Origin of the sequence: Nocardiopsis akebiae (assembly GCF_018316795.1) — a bacterium.
Classification (GTDB): domain Bacteria; phylum Actinomycetota; class Actinomycetes; order Streptosporangiales; family Streptosporangiaceae; genus Nocardiopsis; species Nocardiopsis dassonvillei.
On sequence record NZ_CP074132.1, the window covers coordinates 6,488,174 to 6,505,493 of the forward strand.

12 protein-coding genes are annotated in these 17,320 nt (G+C 72.5%); 8 read left to right on the forward strand and 4 right to left on the reverse strand.

Annotation, left to right across the window (positions count from 1 at the left end):
* Positions 1-5: 5 nt before the first annotated feature.
* A complete protein-coding gene (locus KGD83_RS27840; RefSeq protein WP_212641858.1) occupies positions 6-1,823 on the forward strand; it encodes an acyl-CoA dehydrogenase in 1,818 nt (605 codons plus the stop codon).
* Between the two features lie 353 nt (positions 1,824-2,176).
* Positions 2,177-3,010, forward strand: coding sequence for an SDR family oxidoreductase (locus tag KGD83_RS27845; protein WP_212641859.1), 834 nt, complete (start codon positions 2,177-2,179; stop codon positions 3,008-3,010).
* Between the two features lie 235 nt (positions 3,011-3,245).
* Here the strand turns inward: KGD83_RS27845 and KGD83_RS27850 are convergent, their stop codons facing one another.
* Positions 3,246-3,710 (reverse strand): TIGR03668 family PPOX class F420-dependent oxidoreductase, encoded by a 465-nt coding sequence (locus tag KGD83_RS27850; RefSeq protein WP_212641860.1) that lies wholly within the window; start codon positions 3,708-3,710, stop codon positions 3,246-3,248.
* A gap of 427 nt (positions 3,711-4,137) precedes the next feature.
* A complete protein-coding gene (locus tag KGD83_RS27855) occupies positions 4,138-5,424 on the reverse strand; it encodes an MFS transporter (RefSeq protein WP_212641861.1) in 1,287 nt (428 codons plus the stop codon).
* A gap of 570 nt (positions 5,425-5,994) precedes the next feature.
* Between KGD83_RS27855 and KGD83_RS27860 the strand changes: the two genes are divergently transcribed.
* Positions 5,995-6,372, forward strand: a complete 378-nt coding sequence (locus KGD83_RS27860; protein ID WP_019609224.1) for a hypothetical protein — start codon at positions 5,995-5,997, stop codon at positions 6,370-6,372.
* Positions 6,373-6,988: 616 nt separating this feature from the next.
* Positions 6,989-8,128 (forward strand): WD40 repeat domain-containing protein, encoded by a 1,140-nt coding sequence (locus tag KGD83_RS27865; RefSeq protein ID WP_212641862.1) that lies wholly within the window; start codon positions 6,989-6,991, stop codon positions 8,126-8,128.
* A 201-nt stretch (positions 8,129-8,329) separates the two neighbouring features.
* On the opposite strand, the gene KGD83_RS27870 is transcribed toward KGD83_RS27865, so the two are convergent.
* Complete coding sequence (locus tag KGD83_RS27870) at positions 8,330-9,004, reverse strand: hypothetical protein (protein ID WP_212641863.1); 675 nt, start codon at positions 9,002-9,004, stop codon at positions 8,330-8,332.
* A 199-nt stretch (positions 9,005-9,203) separates the two neighbouring features.
* Between KGD83_RS27870 and KGD83_RS27875 the strand changes: the two genes are divergently transcribed.
* Positions 9,204-9,677 (forward strand): GerW family sporulation protein, encoded by a 474-nt coding sequence (locus tag KGD83_RS27875; RefSeq protein ID WP_212641864.1) that lies wholly within the window; start codon positions 9,204-9,206, stop codon positions 9,675-9,677.
* A 134-nt stretch (positions 9,678-9,811) separates the two neighbouring features.
* On the opposite strand, the gene eccD is transcribed toward KGD83_RS27875, so the two are convergent.
* Positions 9,812-11,146 (reverse strand): type VII secretion integral membrane protein EccD, encoded by a 1,335-nt coding sequence (gene eccD, locus KGD83_RS27880; RefSeq protein WP_212641865.1) that lies wholly within the window; start codon positions 11,144-11,146, stop codon positions 9,812-9,814.
* A gap of 217 nt (positions 11,147-11,363) precedes the next feature.
* On the opposite strand from eccD, the gene eccCa reads away from it, so the two are divergent.
* The 3 genes from eccCa (at position 11,364) to KGD83_RS27895 (ending at position 17,310) form a co-directional block, all read left to right on the forward strand.
* Positions 11,364-15,329: a type VII secretion protein EccCa gene (gene eccCa, locus KGD83_RS27885; RefSeq protein ID WP_394358127.1), complete on the forward strand. Its 3,966-nt coding sequence runs from the start codon at positions 11,364-11,366 to the stop codon at positions 15,327-15,329.
* Between the two features lie 261 nt (positions 15,330-15,590).
* On the forward strand, positions 15,591-16,712 hold the full coding sequence (locus KGD83_RS27890; RefSeq protein ID WP_212641867.1) for a hypothetical protein: 1,122 nt from the start codon (positions 15,591-15,593) through the stop codon (positions 16,710-16,712).
* A 262-nt stretch (positions 16,713-16,974) separates the two neighbouring features.
* Complete coding sequence (locus tag KGD83_RS27895) at positions 16,975-17,310, forward strand: hypothetical protein (protein ID WP_013156414.1); 336 nt, start codon at positions 16,975-16,977, stop codon at positions 17,308-17,310.
* Positions 17,311-17,320 lie beyond the last annotated feature (10 nt).

Genomic DNA, 17,320 nt, shown 5'->3' on the forward strand with positions numbered 1-17,320 from the left:
TGTCCATGACGCATTACAAGAGCAACCTGCGCGACATCGAGTTCAACCTCTTCGAGGTCTTCAAGCGCCAGGACGTCCTGGGGCAGGCCCCCTTCGAGGAGCTGGACGAGGAGACCGCCCGCACGATCCTGGACGAGGTCAACCGCCTCGCCACGGGCGTCCTCGCGGAGTCCTTCGAGGACGCGGACCGCAACCCCCCGGTCTTCGACCCGAAGACGAACACCGTCGCGCTCCCCGAGAGCCTGAAGAAGTCCTACAAGGCCTACATGGACGCCGGCTGGTACAACCTCGACCTTCCCCAGGAGCTGGGCGGCCTGGGCGCCCCCCGCTCCCTGGTCTGGTCCGCCGCCGAACTCATCCTCGGCGCCAACCCCGCCGTGCACATGTACTCGGCCGGGCCCGGCTTCGCGAGCATCCTGCACTCCGAGGGCAACGAGGAGCAGAAGCGGTTCGCCGAGCTGGCCATCGAGCGCGGCTGGGGCGCCACCATGGTCCTCACCGAGCCGGACGCCGGGTCGGACGTCGGCGCGGGCCGCACCAAGGCCGTGGACCAGGGTGACGGCACCTGGCACATCGAGGGCGTGAAGCGCTTCATCACCTCGGCCGAGCAGGACATGACCGAGAACATCTTCCACCTGGTGCTGGCTCGCCCCGAGGGCGCCGGCCCCGGCACCAAGGGCCTCTCGCTCTTCCTGGTCCCCAAGTACCTCATCAACGAGGACGGCTCGCCCGGCGAGCGCAACGGCGCCTACGTCACCAACGTCGAGCACAAGATGGGCCTCAAGGCCTCCACCACCTGCGAGCTGACCTTCGGCGACAAGCACCCCGCCATCGGCTACCTCGTGGGCGACAAGCACGACGGCATCCGCCAGATGTTCCTCGTCATCGAGTACGCGCGCATGATGGTCGGGACGAAGGCGATCGCCACCCTGTCCACCGGCTACCTCAACGCCCTGGAGTACGCCAAGGAGCGCGTGCAGGGCAACGACCTGGCCGCGGGCAAGGACTCCCCCAAGGTGACCATCACCCACCACCCGGACGTGCGCCGCAGCCTCATGACGCAGAAGTCCTACGTGGAGGCCATGCGCGCCCTGGTGCTCTACACCGCCACCCAGCAGGACGCGATCCAGATCGCGCACCGCACGGGCCAGGACGCCGCTGAGCTGGAGGCCATGAACGACCTCCTGCTGCCGATCGTCAAGGGCGTGGGCTCCGAGCGCTCCTACGCGCTGCTCGCCGAGTCCCTCCAGACCCTGGGCGGCTCCGGGTTCCTCCAGGAGTACCCGATCGAGCAGTACATCCGGGACGCCAAGATCGACACCCTCTACGAGGGCACCACCGCGATCCAGGCCCAGGACTTCTTCTTCCGCAAGATCGTGAAGAACGGCGGCCAGGCCCTGGGCAAGCTGGCCGGGGAGATCAAGGCCTTCGCGCAGAGCGACGCGGGCAACGGCCAGCTCAAGCAGGAGCGCGCGCTGCTCCTGGAGGCGGCCGAGAACGTCGAGAAGATCGTCGAGCTCATGGTCGGCCACGCGATGGGCTCCGCCGAGGACGCGCGCGAGCTGTACAAGGTGGGCCTGAACTCCACCCGCCTGCTCATGGCCTTCGGTGACGTCGTCCTGTCCTGGCTGCTGCTGCGCCAGGCAGAGGTGGCCCTCAACAGCATCGACGGCGCCAGCGACGGGGACAAGGACTTCTACACCGGCAAGATCGCCGCCGCGCGCTTCTTCGCCGAGCAGTTCCTGCCGCGCATCGCCGCCGAGCGCCGCGTCGCCGAGGGCGTGACGGTGGAACTGATGGACGTCCCCGAGTCCGCCTTCTAACCGCGTCGGACCCAGCGAGAGGGCGGGGCGGCCACCGGGCCGCCCCGCCCTCCGGTCACCCCGCCTCCGGCGGGGACCACACGTAGGGGGTCGTCGTGGTCACCTGCTCGAAGCCCAGGCGGCGCAGGATCGGCGCGCTGTCCTCTGAGGCGTCCACCTCGAGGTGGCGGGCCCCGCGCGCGGAACGCACCCGCTCCGGCACCGGGGCTCCGGTCCCACACGCCCGGAACGCGCCGGTCCTGGCCCCGCCGCTCCGCGTCCGCGCCACCCGTCCCACGTGTACGGGGTGTGGCGCTGGGTAGCCGCTCACCCGAGCACGTGCGCCGCCGGGGGCGCACGGAAGGGGGCAGAGCATGGCAAGCGACGACCGCGTCGAGGGAGCAGGGGAGTTCGACGACTACGACCGCGTGGCTGTGGTGACGGGCGCGGACAGCGGAATCGGCCGGGCGACGGCGATCCGCCTCGCGCAGCAGGGCTTCGACGTCGGCGTCACCTTCCACAGCGACGCGGAGGGCGTGCACCGCACGGAGGCCGAGATCCGCGAGACCGGCCGCCGGGTGTCCGTTCGCCAGCACGACCTCTCCGACCCCGTGCGGGGCTCGGAGGCCGTCGCCGAGCTGATCGAGGACCTCGGCGGCATCGGCGTCCTGGTCAACAACGCGGGCACCGGCTCCGGGGAGCACCTGCTGGAGACCAGCTACGAGCGCTGGCGCGAGGTCCTGTCCGTGGACTTGGACGCGCCCTTCCTGTGCTCGAAGACCGCGGCCGCGCACATGCGCGAAGCCGGTCGCGGCGGCCGCATCGTCAACGTCACCAGCGTGCACGAGGAGTTCCCGCGGGTGACCGCGGGCGCCTACTGCACCGCCAAGGGCGGCCTGAAGCTGCTCACCCGCGTCCTGGCCCTGGAACTGGGTCTGTACGGCATCACCGTGAACGCGGTGGCGCCGGGCGAGATCGCCACGCCCATGACCGGCCAGCACGAGGAGGAGCCCGCGCTGGACTCGCGCGCCGGGTACCCGCTGCCCCGGCCGGGCCACGCCTACGAGGTGGCGGAGGCCGTGGCCTTCCTCGCCAAGCCGGAGGCGTCCTACGTCACCGGCGCCTCGCTGTTCGTGGACGGCGGGCTCTCCCTGATGGGCCCGCAGGCCGGGGGCGCGCTCCAGGACGCCACCTGGCGCGCGGGCTGACCCGTGCCCGCACCCGGAATCCGCCGCCGCGGTCCGCTGGGTGGCTCCGGCCCGCCCCGGCGCCACCCAGCGGACCGTGCGCGGCGGTCCCCCGCTCAGGGGGCGGTCCCGTTCCCGGCGTCACCGTCGGCGGCCGACGGCGGCCCACGGAAGCGGGACCGCCGCCGCACACCACCGAGTCCCAGCGCCCCGCGTCGTCGGTGTCGCGACGCGCCGTCAGTGTTCCTGCGCGTCGTCAGTGTTCCGACGTGCCGGGCTCCGCACCGGACTCCGCGTCGGGCTCCTCCGCGACCGACCACCCGGACCAGTGGCGGACCTCCACCAGGATGATCGCCTCCTCGGGCGGCGTGTCCCGGTACTGGGGATAGCGCTCGACCAGCCTGTCGCGGGCCTCCGTCCAGGCCGGGCCGTCGTGCAGGACCAGCGCCTCACCGTCCGCGCGGACCCACCACAGCCGGTCCCAGTCGTCGGAGTACTCGTCCGCGAGCAGCGACACCCGGGGATTGCCCTCGATGTCGAGCAGCCGCCTGAGCCGGTACGTGGTCTTGGGCTTGCGGTCCACGGGGATCGCGATCGTGTCGCCGTAGGCCGCGAACACCACGGGCACCAGATGGGGCTGCCCGTGCTCGCCCACCGTGGCCAGCCTGGCGACCCGGCTCCGCGCGAACATCTCCCTGGACCGTTCGGGACTCCACCTCATGACAGAGAAAATCCCACGCGGCCCCGGACGGCACAAGAGGCGCGCACGCCCCTCTTTCTCCCCTCACCCCCGCGCGCACGCGCGCGAGGCCCCGAACGGGCCCTGCGGTCTCGGGGGACGCTTCTCGTCCCCGCGCACGCGCGGGGCCCGCCGCGCCCACCGGAGAGGCGGTTCGTCCCCGTCCCCGGGCGCGTACGGAGCCGTGCACACGGCGGAGGCCGGTCGCCGGACCGGCCTCCACGAGTAAGAACGCCCCCGTCCCCCGAAGGTCCTCGGCTCCGCGGACCGGGGACGCGCCTCTCCTCCACGCGCGCGCACGCGCGGGAGCGGTTCCGGTTCAGGCGGGAGGAGGAGCGGTCCTCTTCTCCACGCGCGCACGCGCACGCGCGCGCGTGGTACGGGGTCCCGGGTGTACTGACCCGAGGGGTCAGGCCCGGGGACGGCGGAGGACGAAGAAGTACAGCGCCGCGGTCGCGCACACCGTGGCGACGGCCATCGGCACGAACGCCAACTGGTAGGCCTCGGGGCCCTCCGGCAGCGCCTGGAGCAGCGCGCCCGCCGCCACCGTGCACACCACCGCGGTCGTGAACCCGCTCATGTTCACCAGGCCGGAGGCGACGCCGGTCCGGCTGGCGGGGATGCCGTCGCGCGCGAAGTCGAAGGAGACCGTCGGCGCCAGGGTCTGCCCGATCGCGCTCACCGCGAGCACCGTCAGCCCCACTGCCACCGGGGTTCCCCCGGGCCACGCCACCAGCAGCAGCCAGCCCAGGCTCAGCACAGTGCTCAGGGTGAGCCCCAGCCACCGGCGCACGCCGGGTCTGCGCCCGATCAAGACGCCCGCGAGCGGAGCCATCCACAGCCCGCCCGCGGCCAGGGCGGTGAGGGTGAGGGCCGCGGTGTCCTCGGACAGCCCCAGGCCGCCCACGAGGAACGGGTAGCCCCACAGCACCATCATCATCGTGAACGGGGCCATGACGGCCGCGTGGTGGGCCATGCCGATCTGCGGGCCGCGCGAGCGCAGCGCCTCCTTGAGCGCGGCCCACACCGAGATCGGGTCGGCGACCGTGGAGCGGCCCGCCGCCCCGGCCGGGCGGTCGCGCACGACCACCAGCATCAGCAGGGCCATCAGCGCGGTCAGGGCCGTGGTGGCCAGGAAGGCGGCCACCCAGCCGAAGCCCTCCAGGGCCCAGGCCATCGGCGCGGCGCTGGCCACCTGCCCCGTTCCGCCGACCACGCCGGTGAGCCCGCTGACGAGGGCGTAGCGCGAACGCGGGAACCACAGGGCAGCCAGCCGGATGACGTTGAGGAAGACCAGGGCGTCGCCGAGACCGATGAGGAACCGCCCGGCCACCGCCACCTCGATGCCGGGGGCGAGCGCGAACAGGCACGCGCCGACCGTCATCGCCGCCATGCCCATGACGAGCGTGTAGCGGGGGCCGAGCCGGTCGGCCAGCAGCCCGGTGGGGACTTGGAGGACCACGTACACCAGGAGTTGCAGCATCGGCAGGAGGGACAGCAGAGCCGGTCCGACGTCGAAGCGGGCCTGGGCCTCCAGGGCGGCCACACCGAGACCGTTGCGGTGCAGCATCGCCAGGAAGTACCCGCCCACGGCGACGCCCCACACGAGCCAGGCCCTGGCGCCGCCAGCGGGTTCGGAGGCCACGACGCCCTCCCGTGCGGTAGTCCGGTCACCGGATGTCTCGGTCTGTGTCACTGGGCGACTTCTCTCCGTTTCGTACGACCTTTCCAGTGTCCTCCACATACGGGACCAGCCCTTACACCGGGGTGAAAGCGGGGGCAAAACCGACGGGAACACCGGCATGTCGGGAGAGGGCGCGGACGACAAAGCCGGGGTTTGAGCGGGTCAAGGGCCCGTAACCTGCACAAAGTCGCGGAGAGTCACGACAAACACGCCAAGAGTGGCCACAACGAGTGACACTGGCGACATCACCCACGCAAACGGACAGGCTTTTCGCGACGCCCAAAAAACGGCCAGGCGTTCGGAATACCCGCCCTGAGCTGCTGGTTCTTGGTTTGGTGAAGTCGAGACACATTCGTTAAATGTGATATTGGTCACTTGTAGAAGCCTCGACTACAAGGGGTCAGTTGCTGCTAGCATCCGGAGCGCAAAGAATAACTACGAGGTAACGACATCGTTCACGCCTCACCAACTTTGTGGAGGGAACCCGCCAAGGCCACCTGAGGCGGGAGCACCTCGATCCGCGGCGACGTGGCCGCACAAGCGAACACGGCACCGCGGCAACCTAGACCACTGGAGACGACCTTGAGTCACTGGCGCCTGAACAACCCCCGGGCCTCCCGGGCGAAATCGGCCCTCGCCAGGCGAATCAAGCACAAGCCCCGCCACGCCTTCTGCGCCCAGCGCGCGATCACGGCACTCCTGGGCGAGCTCGCCTCCGTGACCCCCCGCCAGTTCTACTGGTCGGGCAGCTCCGAGCTGGCCGTCGTCTCGGTCCAGCGGGACGTCAACGTCTGGTGTCGCGACGGCCGCTTCTTCTGGAACGACCTGTTCCACGGCGGTCCGGTCTCGCACCCCGCGAGCGACCCCGTCGGCGCCGCCGAACTCCTCAACCCCTTCGCGCAGGGGCCCGAGCCGGTCTACGGCCACGGCAGCGTCATCAACCACACGGTCGCGGCCTGAGACCGCACGGCCGACTCTGAGACCTCCCGGTCAGCGGAGCCGCTGAGCCCCCGGCCGCCGCCCGCGGAGCCCGCTCCGCACACGTACCCCGTCCGCGCACTCCCCTGTCCGGTGCGCGGCCCCCTCAGGGGCGCCGAACGCGCCCGGCACGCCTGTCGGCGTTCCCGGGCCCCGCGCGGGCCACGTCGCCCCCCGCGGCGCCGTCCTCCCGTGGAGACGACCCTCTTCCCCGCACACGCCCCTCGGCCACCTGTCCGGCGCGCGTGCGGACGATTCTCTTGTCACTTCGCCCTACCCGCGCAGAAGGACTCGACACGTCCCGGTCCGGCGTAAAGCCGAGACCCCCTGGTACGCGGGCGTTCCCGCGCCCCGGTCCCACGGGCCCCGGTCGGCCTTTCGCCCGCCGCGCGCGCCTCCGGCACCCTTCCGGCCGAGAGATCTTCGGACCTAAGACACCAAAGACTGACAGAAGGGCACATAACCTGCCCGAACCCTCCAGGACCATTCCCCACCAGCGGCCTCCTGGGGTTACGGTGGCTGCTGACAACCACACACGCACCGGCCCGGAGACGACGGGCCGTCCTCGCTCACCCCTGTGACACCCCCCAGAGGACCCATGCGCCCCCTCCACCCCGAAGAACCCTCACACCTCGGGGAACGACGCCGCCGCTCCCTCCTGCGCGCGGCGGCGCTGGCCGGTGTGGTGGTGCTCCTGGTGAGCGTGGGGCTGTACTCCTTCACCGCCCCCTCGTGGGACCCCGGGGCGGCCGAGCGCGCCGCCGACTGCTCCGCGACCGGATCGGCCCTCTCCGAGAGCCTCGCGGCGACCGGGACCCCGATGACCTCCTTCCCCGAGGACGTCCCGCTCGCGCTGTCCTTCTCACCCGACGGCTCCGTCCTGGCCGTCTCCCAGATCGACACGGTGACCCTGTGGGACTGGCGGGAGTCGCGCGCCATCGCCCGCATCGACCACGACTCCTCAGCCGTGCCGCCGACCCCGGCGGCGTTCAGCCCCGACGGGTGCCTGCTCGCCTACGGAACCCTCGACGGCGCCTCCGTCGTCGACCTGGAGACCGGCCGGAGGCAGGACGTCGGCGAGGAGAGGGCCGTGCGGTCGATCGCCTTCAGTCCCGACGGCTCCTCGCTCGCGCTGGGCGTGCGCGGCGACCCCGACGGACGGCACCTGCACCTGCACGACACCCGCACCTGGGAGCTGGAGGCGCGGCTGTCCGGCTCGGGCGTGCTGGGCTCGATCAGGTACTCGCTCGACGGCAGCGTGGTGGCGGGCGGCGAGGAGGGCGGCGGGATCGCCGTGTGGGACACCGAGAGCCTCTCGCTGCGGGGCCTGATCCGCGAGCGCTCCGGTGTGGGCGCGGCATCGTTCGACCTCGTCCCGGACGGCTCGGCCGTGCTGCTCATCCGCTCCGGCTCCGTGTTCCTCGTCGTGCCCGGGACCGGAGCGATCGTCCGCGAGTTCGTCCCCGGCCCGGACGAGGGCGTCCTGGTGGACGTCGCCTACAGCGCCGCGAGCGGCCGCGTGTTCGCCGCCCGTCTGGACCCCGCCACCGGCCGCGGCGACATGGTGGCGTGGCGGTACGCCTCGGCGACCGAGGTCGCGCTGGGCCCGGAGCTGCCCCGCGTGTTCCCCATGGCGCTGTCCCAGGACGGGTCCCGGGTGGCGGGCCTGCGCACGGGTAGCGGCGACGTCGCCGTCTACGACACCGAACTGAGTCTGCTCAACGTGCTCACGCCCTGAGCCGGGCCGCGTGCGCGCGGTGGACCCGGGCCCCCTGGAGGGCTGGACGGGGAGGCCGCCAACGCGTGGGGCCGCCGCTGTCGTGACCTCCGGACCGGCCGGCCCCACGCGCCGTGGTCTTGTACCCATAGCGAGGTTCGAGCGCCGACACCGGCTATAAGTACAAGATCATCGCGGTTCAGAACCCGTGCGGCCGGTCCGCTAAGCGCCGGTGGAGGCGAGGATCTCCTCCGCCGCCGTGAGGGCGCGCGCGACCATCTCCTCCTCGTCGGCGTAGGGGACGCCCTCGTAGTCGACGACCTCCGTCGCCGAGTAGTCGACGCTCACACCGACCTGGCCCTGGACCACCTGGAGGTCGACGTCGGTGCCCTCCGGGTCCACCTCCACGACCGCGTAGTCACCGATCTCGATCGAGGGGTCGGCGTCCTCCTCCGCGGGTGCCGAGGTGTCCTCCTGGTAGGGGCCCTCGTTGATCTCCAGGCGGTAGGTGAGACTGTGGCTGCGCGGCGGCGGACCGACGCTCGTGGCCACGGTGATGCACGTCATGGACAGGCCGCCGAGATTCTCCACGTCCTCGGGGTCGGGGACAGCGGCGTCGGACTCCTGGCTGCCGGCCCGGTCGTCGGGCGGACCGAGCAGCTCGGTGAGGGTCTCCTCGGAGAGCACCCGGCACAGGTCGTCGGGGGCCAGCTCCATCGGGTCCACCAGCTCGACGGCCGCCTCGGGGGTCCCCTCGGACGGGGATGCCTGGGCGTCGGCCGCCGCGGTGTCGGAGGCGTCCGCGGCCTGCTCCGGCTCCGCGCCGCCGCAGGCGGTCAGCATGAGGGCCAGGACCAGCGCGGTCGCGGTCTTCGTCGTCTGGGGCGCAGGGGACACCGGGGGTTTCCTTCCTGGGGAACGCGGACGGCGGACACCATATCGCCCTCCTCTCACATTCCGTCACACAGCGTCCCGGGCAACGCCGCCTTCCGCAGGCCGCGACCCGGTGTCCGGAACAGGCCGGTAACGTTCCGGGGACCGCGTCCGCGTTACACAATGGGGCGGGTACGCAACCGCCACGAAGGGACCCGCCGCCATGCCGGACACCGCTCTGGGCCGCCGCGCCCGCCGCACCAGTCCCGCCCTGTCCGCGCTGGCCAGGCTGATCGGGAACACCGGCGCTTCGGCGCGGTCCTCGTCGGCGTTCGGCGAGGCCGTGGTCGCGGAGGGTTCCACGGTCGTCCCGGTGGCCCGGGTGACCGCGCTGACCATCATGGGCGGGGGCTCCAGCCGCCTGTTCGTCGCGGGAGGGGACGGGGCCGGGGGCAGCGGCTTCGTCCGGGTGCGGCCCGCGGGCTTCCTGCTGATCGACCGGGAGGGGGCGCGGTACCGCCCCATCCGGCAGCCCGCATCGCTCCTCGTCATCCCGCTGGCCGTGGTGACGGCCGCCGCGGCCACCCGCATCGTGGGCGTCTCGCTGCGCGAGGCGCGCCGCCGCCGCGCCCTGACCGCGATGCGGGAGTCCCGCGAGGCCGCGCGGACCTCCTGCCGAACCGAGCGCACCGACTGACCGGCCGAGCCCGGACCCGCCTCCGGGCGGCCCGGGCCGTCGCGGGGCTCCCGCCCCTCCCCGGGAACCGCGTCGCGCCGGACGCCGCCCCCCGCAGGCCCCGCCCGTTCCCCGGAGAAGGCCCGCCCTCAGGACTACGAGGTCATCCGCTCCACGAACGCGAACAGGCCCATCCCCCAGGCGAACACCGCGCACATCGCGATGATCACCAGGATCTCCGTCCAGTTGAGGATGCGGCGCAGCGAGGCCCGCGGCACGTCGGTCAGCCGCACCCAGCTCAGCACGCCCAGCGCGATCCCCGCCACGAGCGCGAGCAGCGGCAGCCACGGTGCCAGGAACGCGTACTCGCCGACCGTCGCGACACCCGCCGCGCCCAGGCCCAGCACCCCCGCCAGGCGCAGCGGCAGCACGTGCCGGATGCGGTCGAACAGCCGGGAGCGCAGCACCAGCAGCAGCGAGAGCAGCGCGCACAGCAGCAGGTCGGGCAGGCCCGCGGCCAGGTAGGCCAGCAGCACGGTCGTCGCGCCGCCGCTCACCGCCGCGCCCAGCACGACGCCCAGCAGGATGCGGTCGGTGTTGCCGAAGGTGTCCTCGAACCGGTCCGTGGTGACCTGCCCCGAGCGCCCCACCTCGTAGTCGAGCCCGGACAGCCCGCCCATCACCATCGCCACGCGCGGCAGCGCGCCCACGCACAGCGCCAGGACCAGCCCCATGGACCGCGCCCCCTGCACCGGCTCCACGAAGACGCCCACCACCACGAGCACTCCGGCCGTCACCGCGACCACTCCGAGCGCGCAGATGTAGGCCAGCCCCGTCTCGTGCGTCGTCCAGCCGATCACCGCCACCAGCAGTGCGCCGGACAGCGCGAAGGCCGCCTGCACCAGGAAGTCGGCGTCGGTCAGCAGGTTCGCGGCGAGCACGGCGGTGACCGCGCCCCACGCGCAGGCCGTCGCGAACAGCACGTGCGCGACGGCGGGCAGCGGCCTGCGCGCGGCGAGCAGCATCACCGCGACCGTGAACAGGGTTCCCGCCGAGGCGATCCCCAGGTGCCAGGCGGACGGGCTCAGCCGCGTCATCAGCCCCAACAGCAGCAGGGGCCCGACTGCCGCGACGAGGAGGCCGAAGGACAGCGTGGTCGTGGGGTTCCAGATGTGCGCGGTGGCGTCGACGCGGTCCTCGACCGCACCGCGGACGTCGTCCACGTGCGCGGGCCTGCCCGGCGCGGTGCGGCGGTCCAGCATCAGCACGTCGCCGTCGTAGACGCCCGCGCTCTCCAGCGGCTGGTCGGGGTGGACGGGGTCGCCCTCCACGGTGGTGAGCGTCCACGCGGCGGGTTCGGTGCCCTCCTCCTCGGGTGCGCAGACCTCCAGGATGCGGGGCATCAGTGTGGCCACGGGAACCGTTCCGGGAAGTGCCAGATCGGCCCAGCGTTCCGGTCCGGTCACCGTGACCCGGCAGTATCCACTCACACCAAGAATTCCTTTGTCGTTCGTCGTGGGCGGTTGTCACCCTCGGGGGGAGACGGACGCGAATTAGGCGATTCGCGGGGATCGCGAGATCATTCCTAGCGTAGCCACCCAGACACCAGCCCCCGTAGGCGGACCGAAAGAGATCCCCGTGGCGACGAGACCCGTACCCCGCCCAGCTCGCAGCGTCCCGACTGCCCCCGGGAACACTCCGCTCGTCATCGCGACCCCTCCCCAGATGCCGGAGAACCCGCCCTCGTCGAGTTCCGGCGCGATGATCATCATGCCGATCATCACCGGTTCGGGCTCTCTGCTGATGTCCATCACCATGGGCCACCGTCCGCTGATGGCCGTCGCCGGCGTGATGATCATGGTCGCCAGCGTGGTCGTCGGCATCATCATGTTCGTGGCCCAGCACAACGGCCCGCGCAAGCGCATCCGCGAGCAGCGCGAACGCTACGTCGACTACCTCGACCAGCTCCGCGAGATCGTCCGGGACGTGGCCTCCGTCCAGCGCGCCGACAGCGCGTTCCGCCACCCCGACCCGCAGCTGCTCGTCGATCCGGCGCGGTCGCGGACGCGCCGCTGGGAGCGGCGGGCCGCCGACCCGGACTTCCTGGACCTGCGGGCGGGCACCGGGACGCGCCCGCTGGCGCGGCGGCTCAGGCTCAAGGTCGACACCTCCTCGCCGCTGATCGTCTACGACCCCGTGTGCCAGGGGGCGGCCGACCAGCTCATCGAGCTGTACGCGAACGTCCCCGAGATGCCGCTGGTCCTGCCGCTGCGCGAGCACGGCGTGGTGTCGGTCGTGGGCGACCGCGAGGCCGCGCGGGGGCTGGCCCGCTCGCTCGTCGCGCAGATGGCCACCTTCCACTCCCCGCACGACCTGCGGATCGGCGTGGTGCGCGACAACAAGCTGCGTTCCCACTGGGAGTGGCTGAAGTGGCTGCCGCACAACACCTTCGACGAGGCCAAGGACGGGCCGATGCCCGCCCGTTTCGTCGCGGTCAACACCGTGCAGATCGCCGAACTGCTCTCCGACGAGATCGAACGGCGCACCGTCGACCTCCAGCGGCGCCGCGGCGCCCCGCCCGGTCCGGGCACCCAGCGCCTGGTAGTCGTCCTGGACGGCGAGTACCAGTCGACCCTGTCCGGTCTGCACGCCGAACCGCCGGTGTCCTCCCTGGCCGACCTGGGCATCCACGTGATCGCCCTGGTGGCGGACCGGCGCGAGGAGCCGGAGGGCGTGGACCTGCGGCTGCGCATCGACGCCGACGGCACGCTGACCGAGGTCACCGAGCACGCCGACACCTCCGAGGACGCACCGCGCGTCCCGCTCCAGGGCCGCGCCGACCGGTCCGACGTCGCGCACCTGACCGCACTGGCCCGCGTCCTGGCCCCGTACGGCATCGCCGTCACCGACGGCGACGACGCCATGCACGCCACCGTGGGGCTCCCGGAGATCCTGGGCGTGGCCGACGTCGCCCAGCTGGACACCCGGCAGACCTGGCGCAGGCGCAGCACCGGCGACTACCTGCGGGTGCCGATCGGCGTCGGACCGAGCGGCAACACGGTGCTGCTGGACCTGAAGGAGTCGGCGTTCGGCGGCATGGGCCCGCACGGCCTGGTGGTCGGCGCGACCGGCTCGGGCAAGTCGGAGATGCTGCGGACGATGGTGGCCTCGCTGGTCATCAACCACTCGCCGGAGTCGCTCGCGCTGCTGCTGGTCGACTTCAAGGGCGGCGCGACCTTCGCCGACACCGACCGCCTGCCGCACAGCACCGGCCTGATCACCAACCTGGCCGACGACGACTCGCTGGTCCTGCGGTTCCGCGAGGCCACCTACGGCGAGCTGGTGCGCCGCCAGCAGATCCTCAAGGACGCGGGCAACCTGCCCAACCTGCACGCCTACGAGGCGGCCCGGGAGAACGACCCCGGCCTGGAACCGCTGCCGCACCTGCTGATCATCATCGACGAGTTCTCGGAGCTGCTCACGGCGCACCCCGACTTCGCCGAGCTGTTCGTGGCCATCGGGCGCATCGGCCGGTCGATCGGCGTGCACCTGCTGCTGGCCACCCAGCGCCTGGAGTCGGGCAAGCTCAAGGGCCTGGAGTCGCACCTGTCCTACCGGGTGGGCCTGCGCACGTTCTCCGAGGCGGAGAGCCGCGAGGCCATCGGCGTGGGCGACGCCTACCACCTGCCGCCCGAGCCGGGCTCCGGCTACCTGAAGGTGGACACGTCGGTCTTCGAGCGGTTCAAGGCGGCGATGGTGTCGCAGCCGTACGAGCCGCCGGTCCGGGAGGAGAAGGAGGAGCACGAACCGGTGCTGCCCCTGCTCTCCTTCAACGGGCTGAACAAGGTGACCGGGGCGGGCTCGCTGGTGGAGTCGCTGGTGGAGTCGATCCGCGGCCGGGCCGAGGAGTCCGGGCGAAAGGAGGACAAGCGCACCACGCTCCAGGTCACGGTGGACCGGCTGGTGGCCTCGGGCGCGGAGAAGGTCCGGCCGATCTGGCTGGAGCCGCTGCCGCGGCTGCTCACCCTCGACAGGGTCCTGGAGGACCTGGGCGAGGGCGAGGACCTGGAGGGCCCCGGAACCGAGCCGCGCCCGTCGGACATGCGCGCCGTCATCGGCCTGACCGACATCCCCCGGGAACAGCGGGTCGTTCCGGCCGAGATGGACTTCACCGGCGCCGAGGGCAACGTCATCGTCCTGGGCGGCCCCCAGTCCGGCAAGTCGACGCTGCTGCGCACGGTGGTCGCGAGCCTGGCGTGGCGGTACCCGCCGGGCCGCGTGGGCGTGTACGCGATCGACTTCGGCGGCGGCGCCCTCCAGGCGATGGAGGAGCTGCCGCACGTGGCGGGCGTGGCCGGGCGGGCCGACCCGGAGAAGGTGCAGCGGGTGCTGGTGGACGTGCGCGCCCAGCTGGACCGGCGCCAGCGCGTGTTCCGCAAGCACCGGCTCGACTCCCCCGCCGCGCTGCGCCAGGCGCGCGCGGACGGGACGGTGCCCGCGAACGTGGTCGGCGACCTGTTCCTGCTGGTCGACGGCTGGTCCTCGGTGCGCGACACCTTCGACGAGGCCGACGAGGTCCTCATGGACATCGCGACCCGCGGCCCGTCCCTGGGCGTGCACACGATCCTGACCGGAGCCGCCTCCTCGCAGATCCGGTCCCGGCTGCAGGCGCTTTTCGGCGGCCGGTTCGAACTGCGGCTGAGCGACCCGATGGACTCGGGGATCGGGCGCAAGGTCGCCGAGGCGCTGCCCAAGGACACCCCGGGGCGCGGCCTGACCGCCGAGGAGCACCACACGCACGTGGCCCTGCCGCGGGTGGACGCGGTGGCCAGCGACGAGGACGTCACCGACGGGATCCGGGACCTGGTCAAGCGGATCGGGGAGCGCTGGCCGCAGAAGGCCGTCCAGGGCGTCAAGACGCTGCCCTCCAAGGTGGAGCTGTCCGACCTGCTCAAGGGCCGCCGGGCGCCCAAGGGCCGCGCCGCCGAACTGGTGGTGGGCCTGGCCGAGAGCACGCTGGCGCCGGTCACCACGAACCTGTCCCGGGACCCGCACCTGGTGGTGTACGGCGACCCGCAGACCGGCAAGACGGCCCTCCTGCGCGGGCTGGTCAAGCAGATCGTGCAGCGCCCGCCCACGGAGATCGGCGTGGTCATGGTGGACTTCCGCCGCAGCCACCTGGAGCTGGTCCCGGAGGACCACCTGCTGGCCTACTGCACGAGCGCGGAGCAGACCCAGGCGGTCGCCGCGAACCTCGCGGGTTCGCTGAAGCAGCGCCTGCCGGGGCCGGACGTGACCCCCAAGCAGCTGCGTGAGCGCAGCTGGTGGAAGGGCCTGGACCTGTTCATCGTCGTGGACGACATGGACATGCTGGGGGCGAGGGCGAACCCGCTCGCGCCGCTGGTGCCCTTCATCGCGCAGGGCTCCGACCTGGGGCTGCACATCATCGCGGCCCGCCGCACGGGCGGTTCGGCGCGGGCGATGTTCGAGCCGGTGCTCCAGGCGCTCAGCGACATGGCCACGCCGGGCGTGCTCTTCTCCGGGGACCGGATGGAGGGGCGCCTGGCCAACGGCACGGCGTCCAAGCAGCTGCCGGTCGGCCGCGCCCAGCTGGCCCGCCGCGGCCAGCGCCCGGACCTGGTCCAGGTCGGGTGGAGCGAACCGCCAGCGTGACCCGGCGCCCGCGGCGCGGCGCGCGGCGCGGGCCTCCGGGCAGTACGGACCCCCAGGTGTGAGGGCCTTGCCCCGGCAGGGGCTTCGCGGCACCGGCCTTCGGTGCGCGTACCGGCGCGGCGCACCCGGCCGGGGCGCCGTGTCGTCGCGGACCGGATAATGGGTACCGCGTCCCGGAGCGAACCTCGGCGTCCCCGGGACAGTCACACCCCGTGCCCCCGCGGCCTCCCGACCGACCCCGTCCCCCCGAAAGGCAGCTCCATGCGGCGCCCCCTCGCCCTGACCTCGGCAGTGTGCCTGCTCGCCCTGACCGCGTGCACCGGCACGTCCGGCGGCTCCGACGGCGAACCCGGAACCGGGGAGGAGCTGGCCGAGGAGGGGCTGTCCGGCCTGGCCCTGCTGCACCGTGGCTTCGAGGGCGGTGACCCGGAGACCGACCAGGTCCTGGTCTTCCACGACCCAGCGACCGGGCAGCCGCTCCAGCGGATCGCGCTGCCCGACGGCGCGGTCGACCCGATGGCCCGGGACCTGGCCGTGCACGCGCAGTTCTCCGCCGACTGGACGCACTTCGCCTACGTCACCGAGGAGCCCAACGCCGTGCAGGTGGCGGCGCTCACCGATCCGCAGGAGTCCGGCGCCGAGGAGGTCTCCTACCAGCAGGTCGAGTCCGTACCCGCGGCGGAGGGGGAGGTCCTGTCCCGTCCGGTGATCAACGGCGACCGGCTGTGGTTCGTCTCCGACACCCCGCAGGACGGCGTGCCCCCGCAGGTGCTGTCGGTGCCCCTCGAGGCCCCGACGGGCACCCCCAACCAGGAGGGCAGCCTCCTGATAGGCGAGAACCAGCGGCCCAGCGACTGGGCGCTGACCCCGGACGGGTCGCTGCACATCCGCAACAGCGTGCAGACCCGGCAGAGCAACGCCGTGGACGGCGGCACCCTCGTGGTGCGGGAGACGGCGGGCAGCGTCGTCAACGCGACCCTCAACGTCGACGGAGGCCAGTGGCAGACGTTCGACAACTCCCTGGTCTGGGGCGGGGGCACCGCGCTGCTGCGCCCCGACCCGCCCGCCGGCGGCGGGGAGCCCCCGGCGGGCGCGTACCTGGTGACCATGGAGGAGCAGGGGCACACGGCCACACGTCTGCTGGAGGAGGGCGACGGGCCGGTGGTGCAGTACGCGCCCTCGCCCGAACGCGACGCGGTCCTGCTCCAGACCAGCGGTTCCTGGCACCTGGTGGACCTGGCCGGGGGCGAGCCGGGAGAGGCCGCGGAGCTCTTCCCCCGCTTCCACGACTCGTCCATGGACGGCTGGCCGCTCGCGGTGCGCTGGGTGACGGAACCCGTGGCCGCGGACCCGGGCGCGAGCCCCGGCGCGGGCGGCGGGTGAGGGCGGCCGGGCCCCGGTCCGGGCCGGGCCCGTGGCCGGAAGCGGCCAGCCGCCGCGTGCGGGACACTGCCTGCGATCAGGCCGATCACCGCCCGACGACCGATGTCACAAAAGCACACCTCCGTTGACCGAAAGGTGCGATCCTTACTATCGTCCGTAATCTCCCCTCTTTATCGTGGCCACACGAATCCCCGTGCGAACGCGGCCCGAGACGGAACGAAGAGGCGGCCCCTTCCACCCCCAACTCCCGGGAAAGGCACAGATGTCCCACGCCGGTCTTGAAAACGTCAACAGCCTCGCGGTCGGCGGTGAGCAGCTCGGACAGGAGTCCGAGGGCATCCGCACCCAGATGAACCAGCTCATCCAGGACATGAGCAACGACGCCGACGCCCTCCAGGGCGAGGCCCTCGCCCGTTTCCGCGAGGCCCGCGAGCAGCTCACCGAGCGCTTCGACGAGCTGATGTCCTGGTGCAGCCAGAACGGCATCAAGCTGAACGAGGGCCAGGGGCAGTTCAACATCACCGACTCCGACTCCAGCTCCGACTACTCCCAGGCCGGAAGCGACCTCGGCGGCCTCTCCCGCCCGGTCAACGCCTGAGTCGTTCCCC

Excerpts from the sequence above, each read along its gene's own strand:
- KGD83_RS27840 (WP_212641858.1), top strand. The coding sequence starts at position 6 with ATGACGCATTACAAGAGCAACCTGCGCGACATCGAGTTCAACCTCTTC.
- KGD83_RS27845 (WP_212641859.1), top strand. The coding sequence starts at position 2,177 with ATGGCAAGCGACGACCGCGTCGAGGGAGCAGGGGAGTTCGACGACTAC.
- KGD83_RS27850 (WP_212641860.1), bottom strand. The coding sequence starts at position 3,710 with ATGAGGTGGAGTCCCGAACGGTCCAGGGAGATGTTCGCGCGGAGCCGG.
- KGD83_RS27865 (WP_212641862.1), top strand. The coding sequence starts at position 6,989 with ATGCGCCCCCTCCACCCCGAAGAACCCTCACACCTCGGGGAACGACGC.
- KGD83_RS27875 (WP_212641864.1), top strand. The coding sequence starts at position 9,204 with ATGCCGGACACCGCTCTGGGCCGCCGCGCCCGCCGCACCAGTCCCGCC.
- KGD83_RS27890 (WP_212641867.1), top strand. The coding sequence starts at position 15,591 with ATGCGGCGCCCCCTCGCCCTGACCTCGGCAGTGTGCCTGCTCGCCCTG.
- KGD83_RS27895 (WP_013156414.1), top strand. The coding sequence starts at position 16,975 with ATGTCCCACGCCGGTCTTGAAAACGTCAACAGCCTCGCGGTCGGCGGT.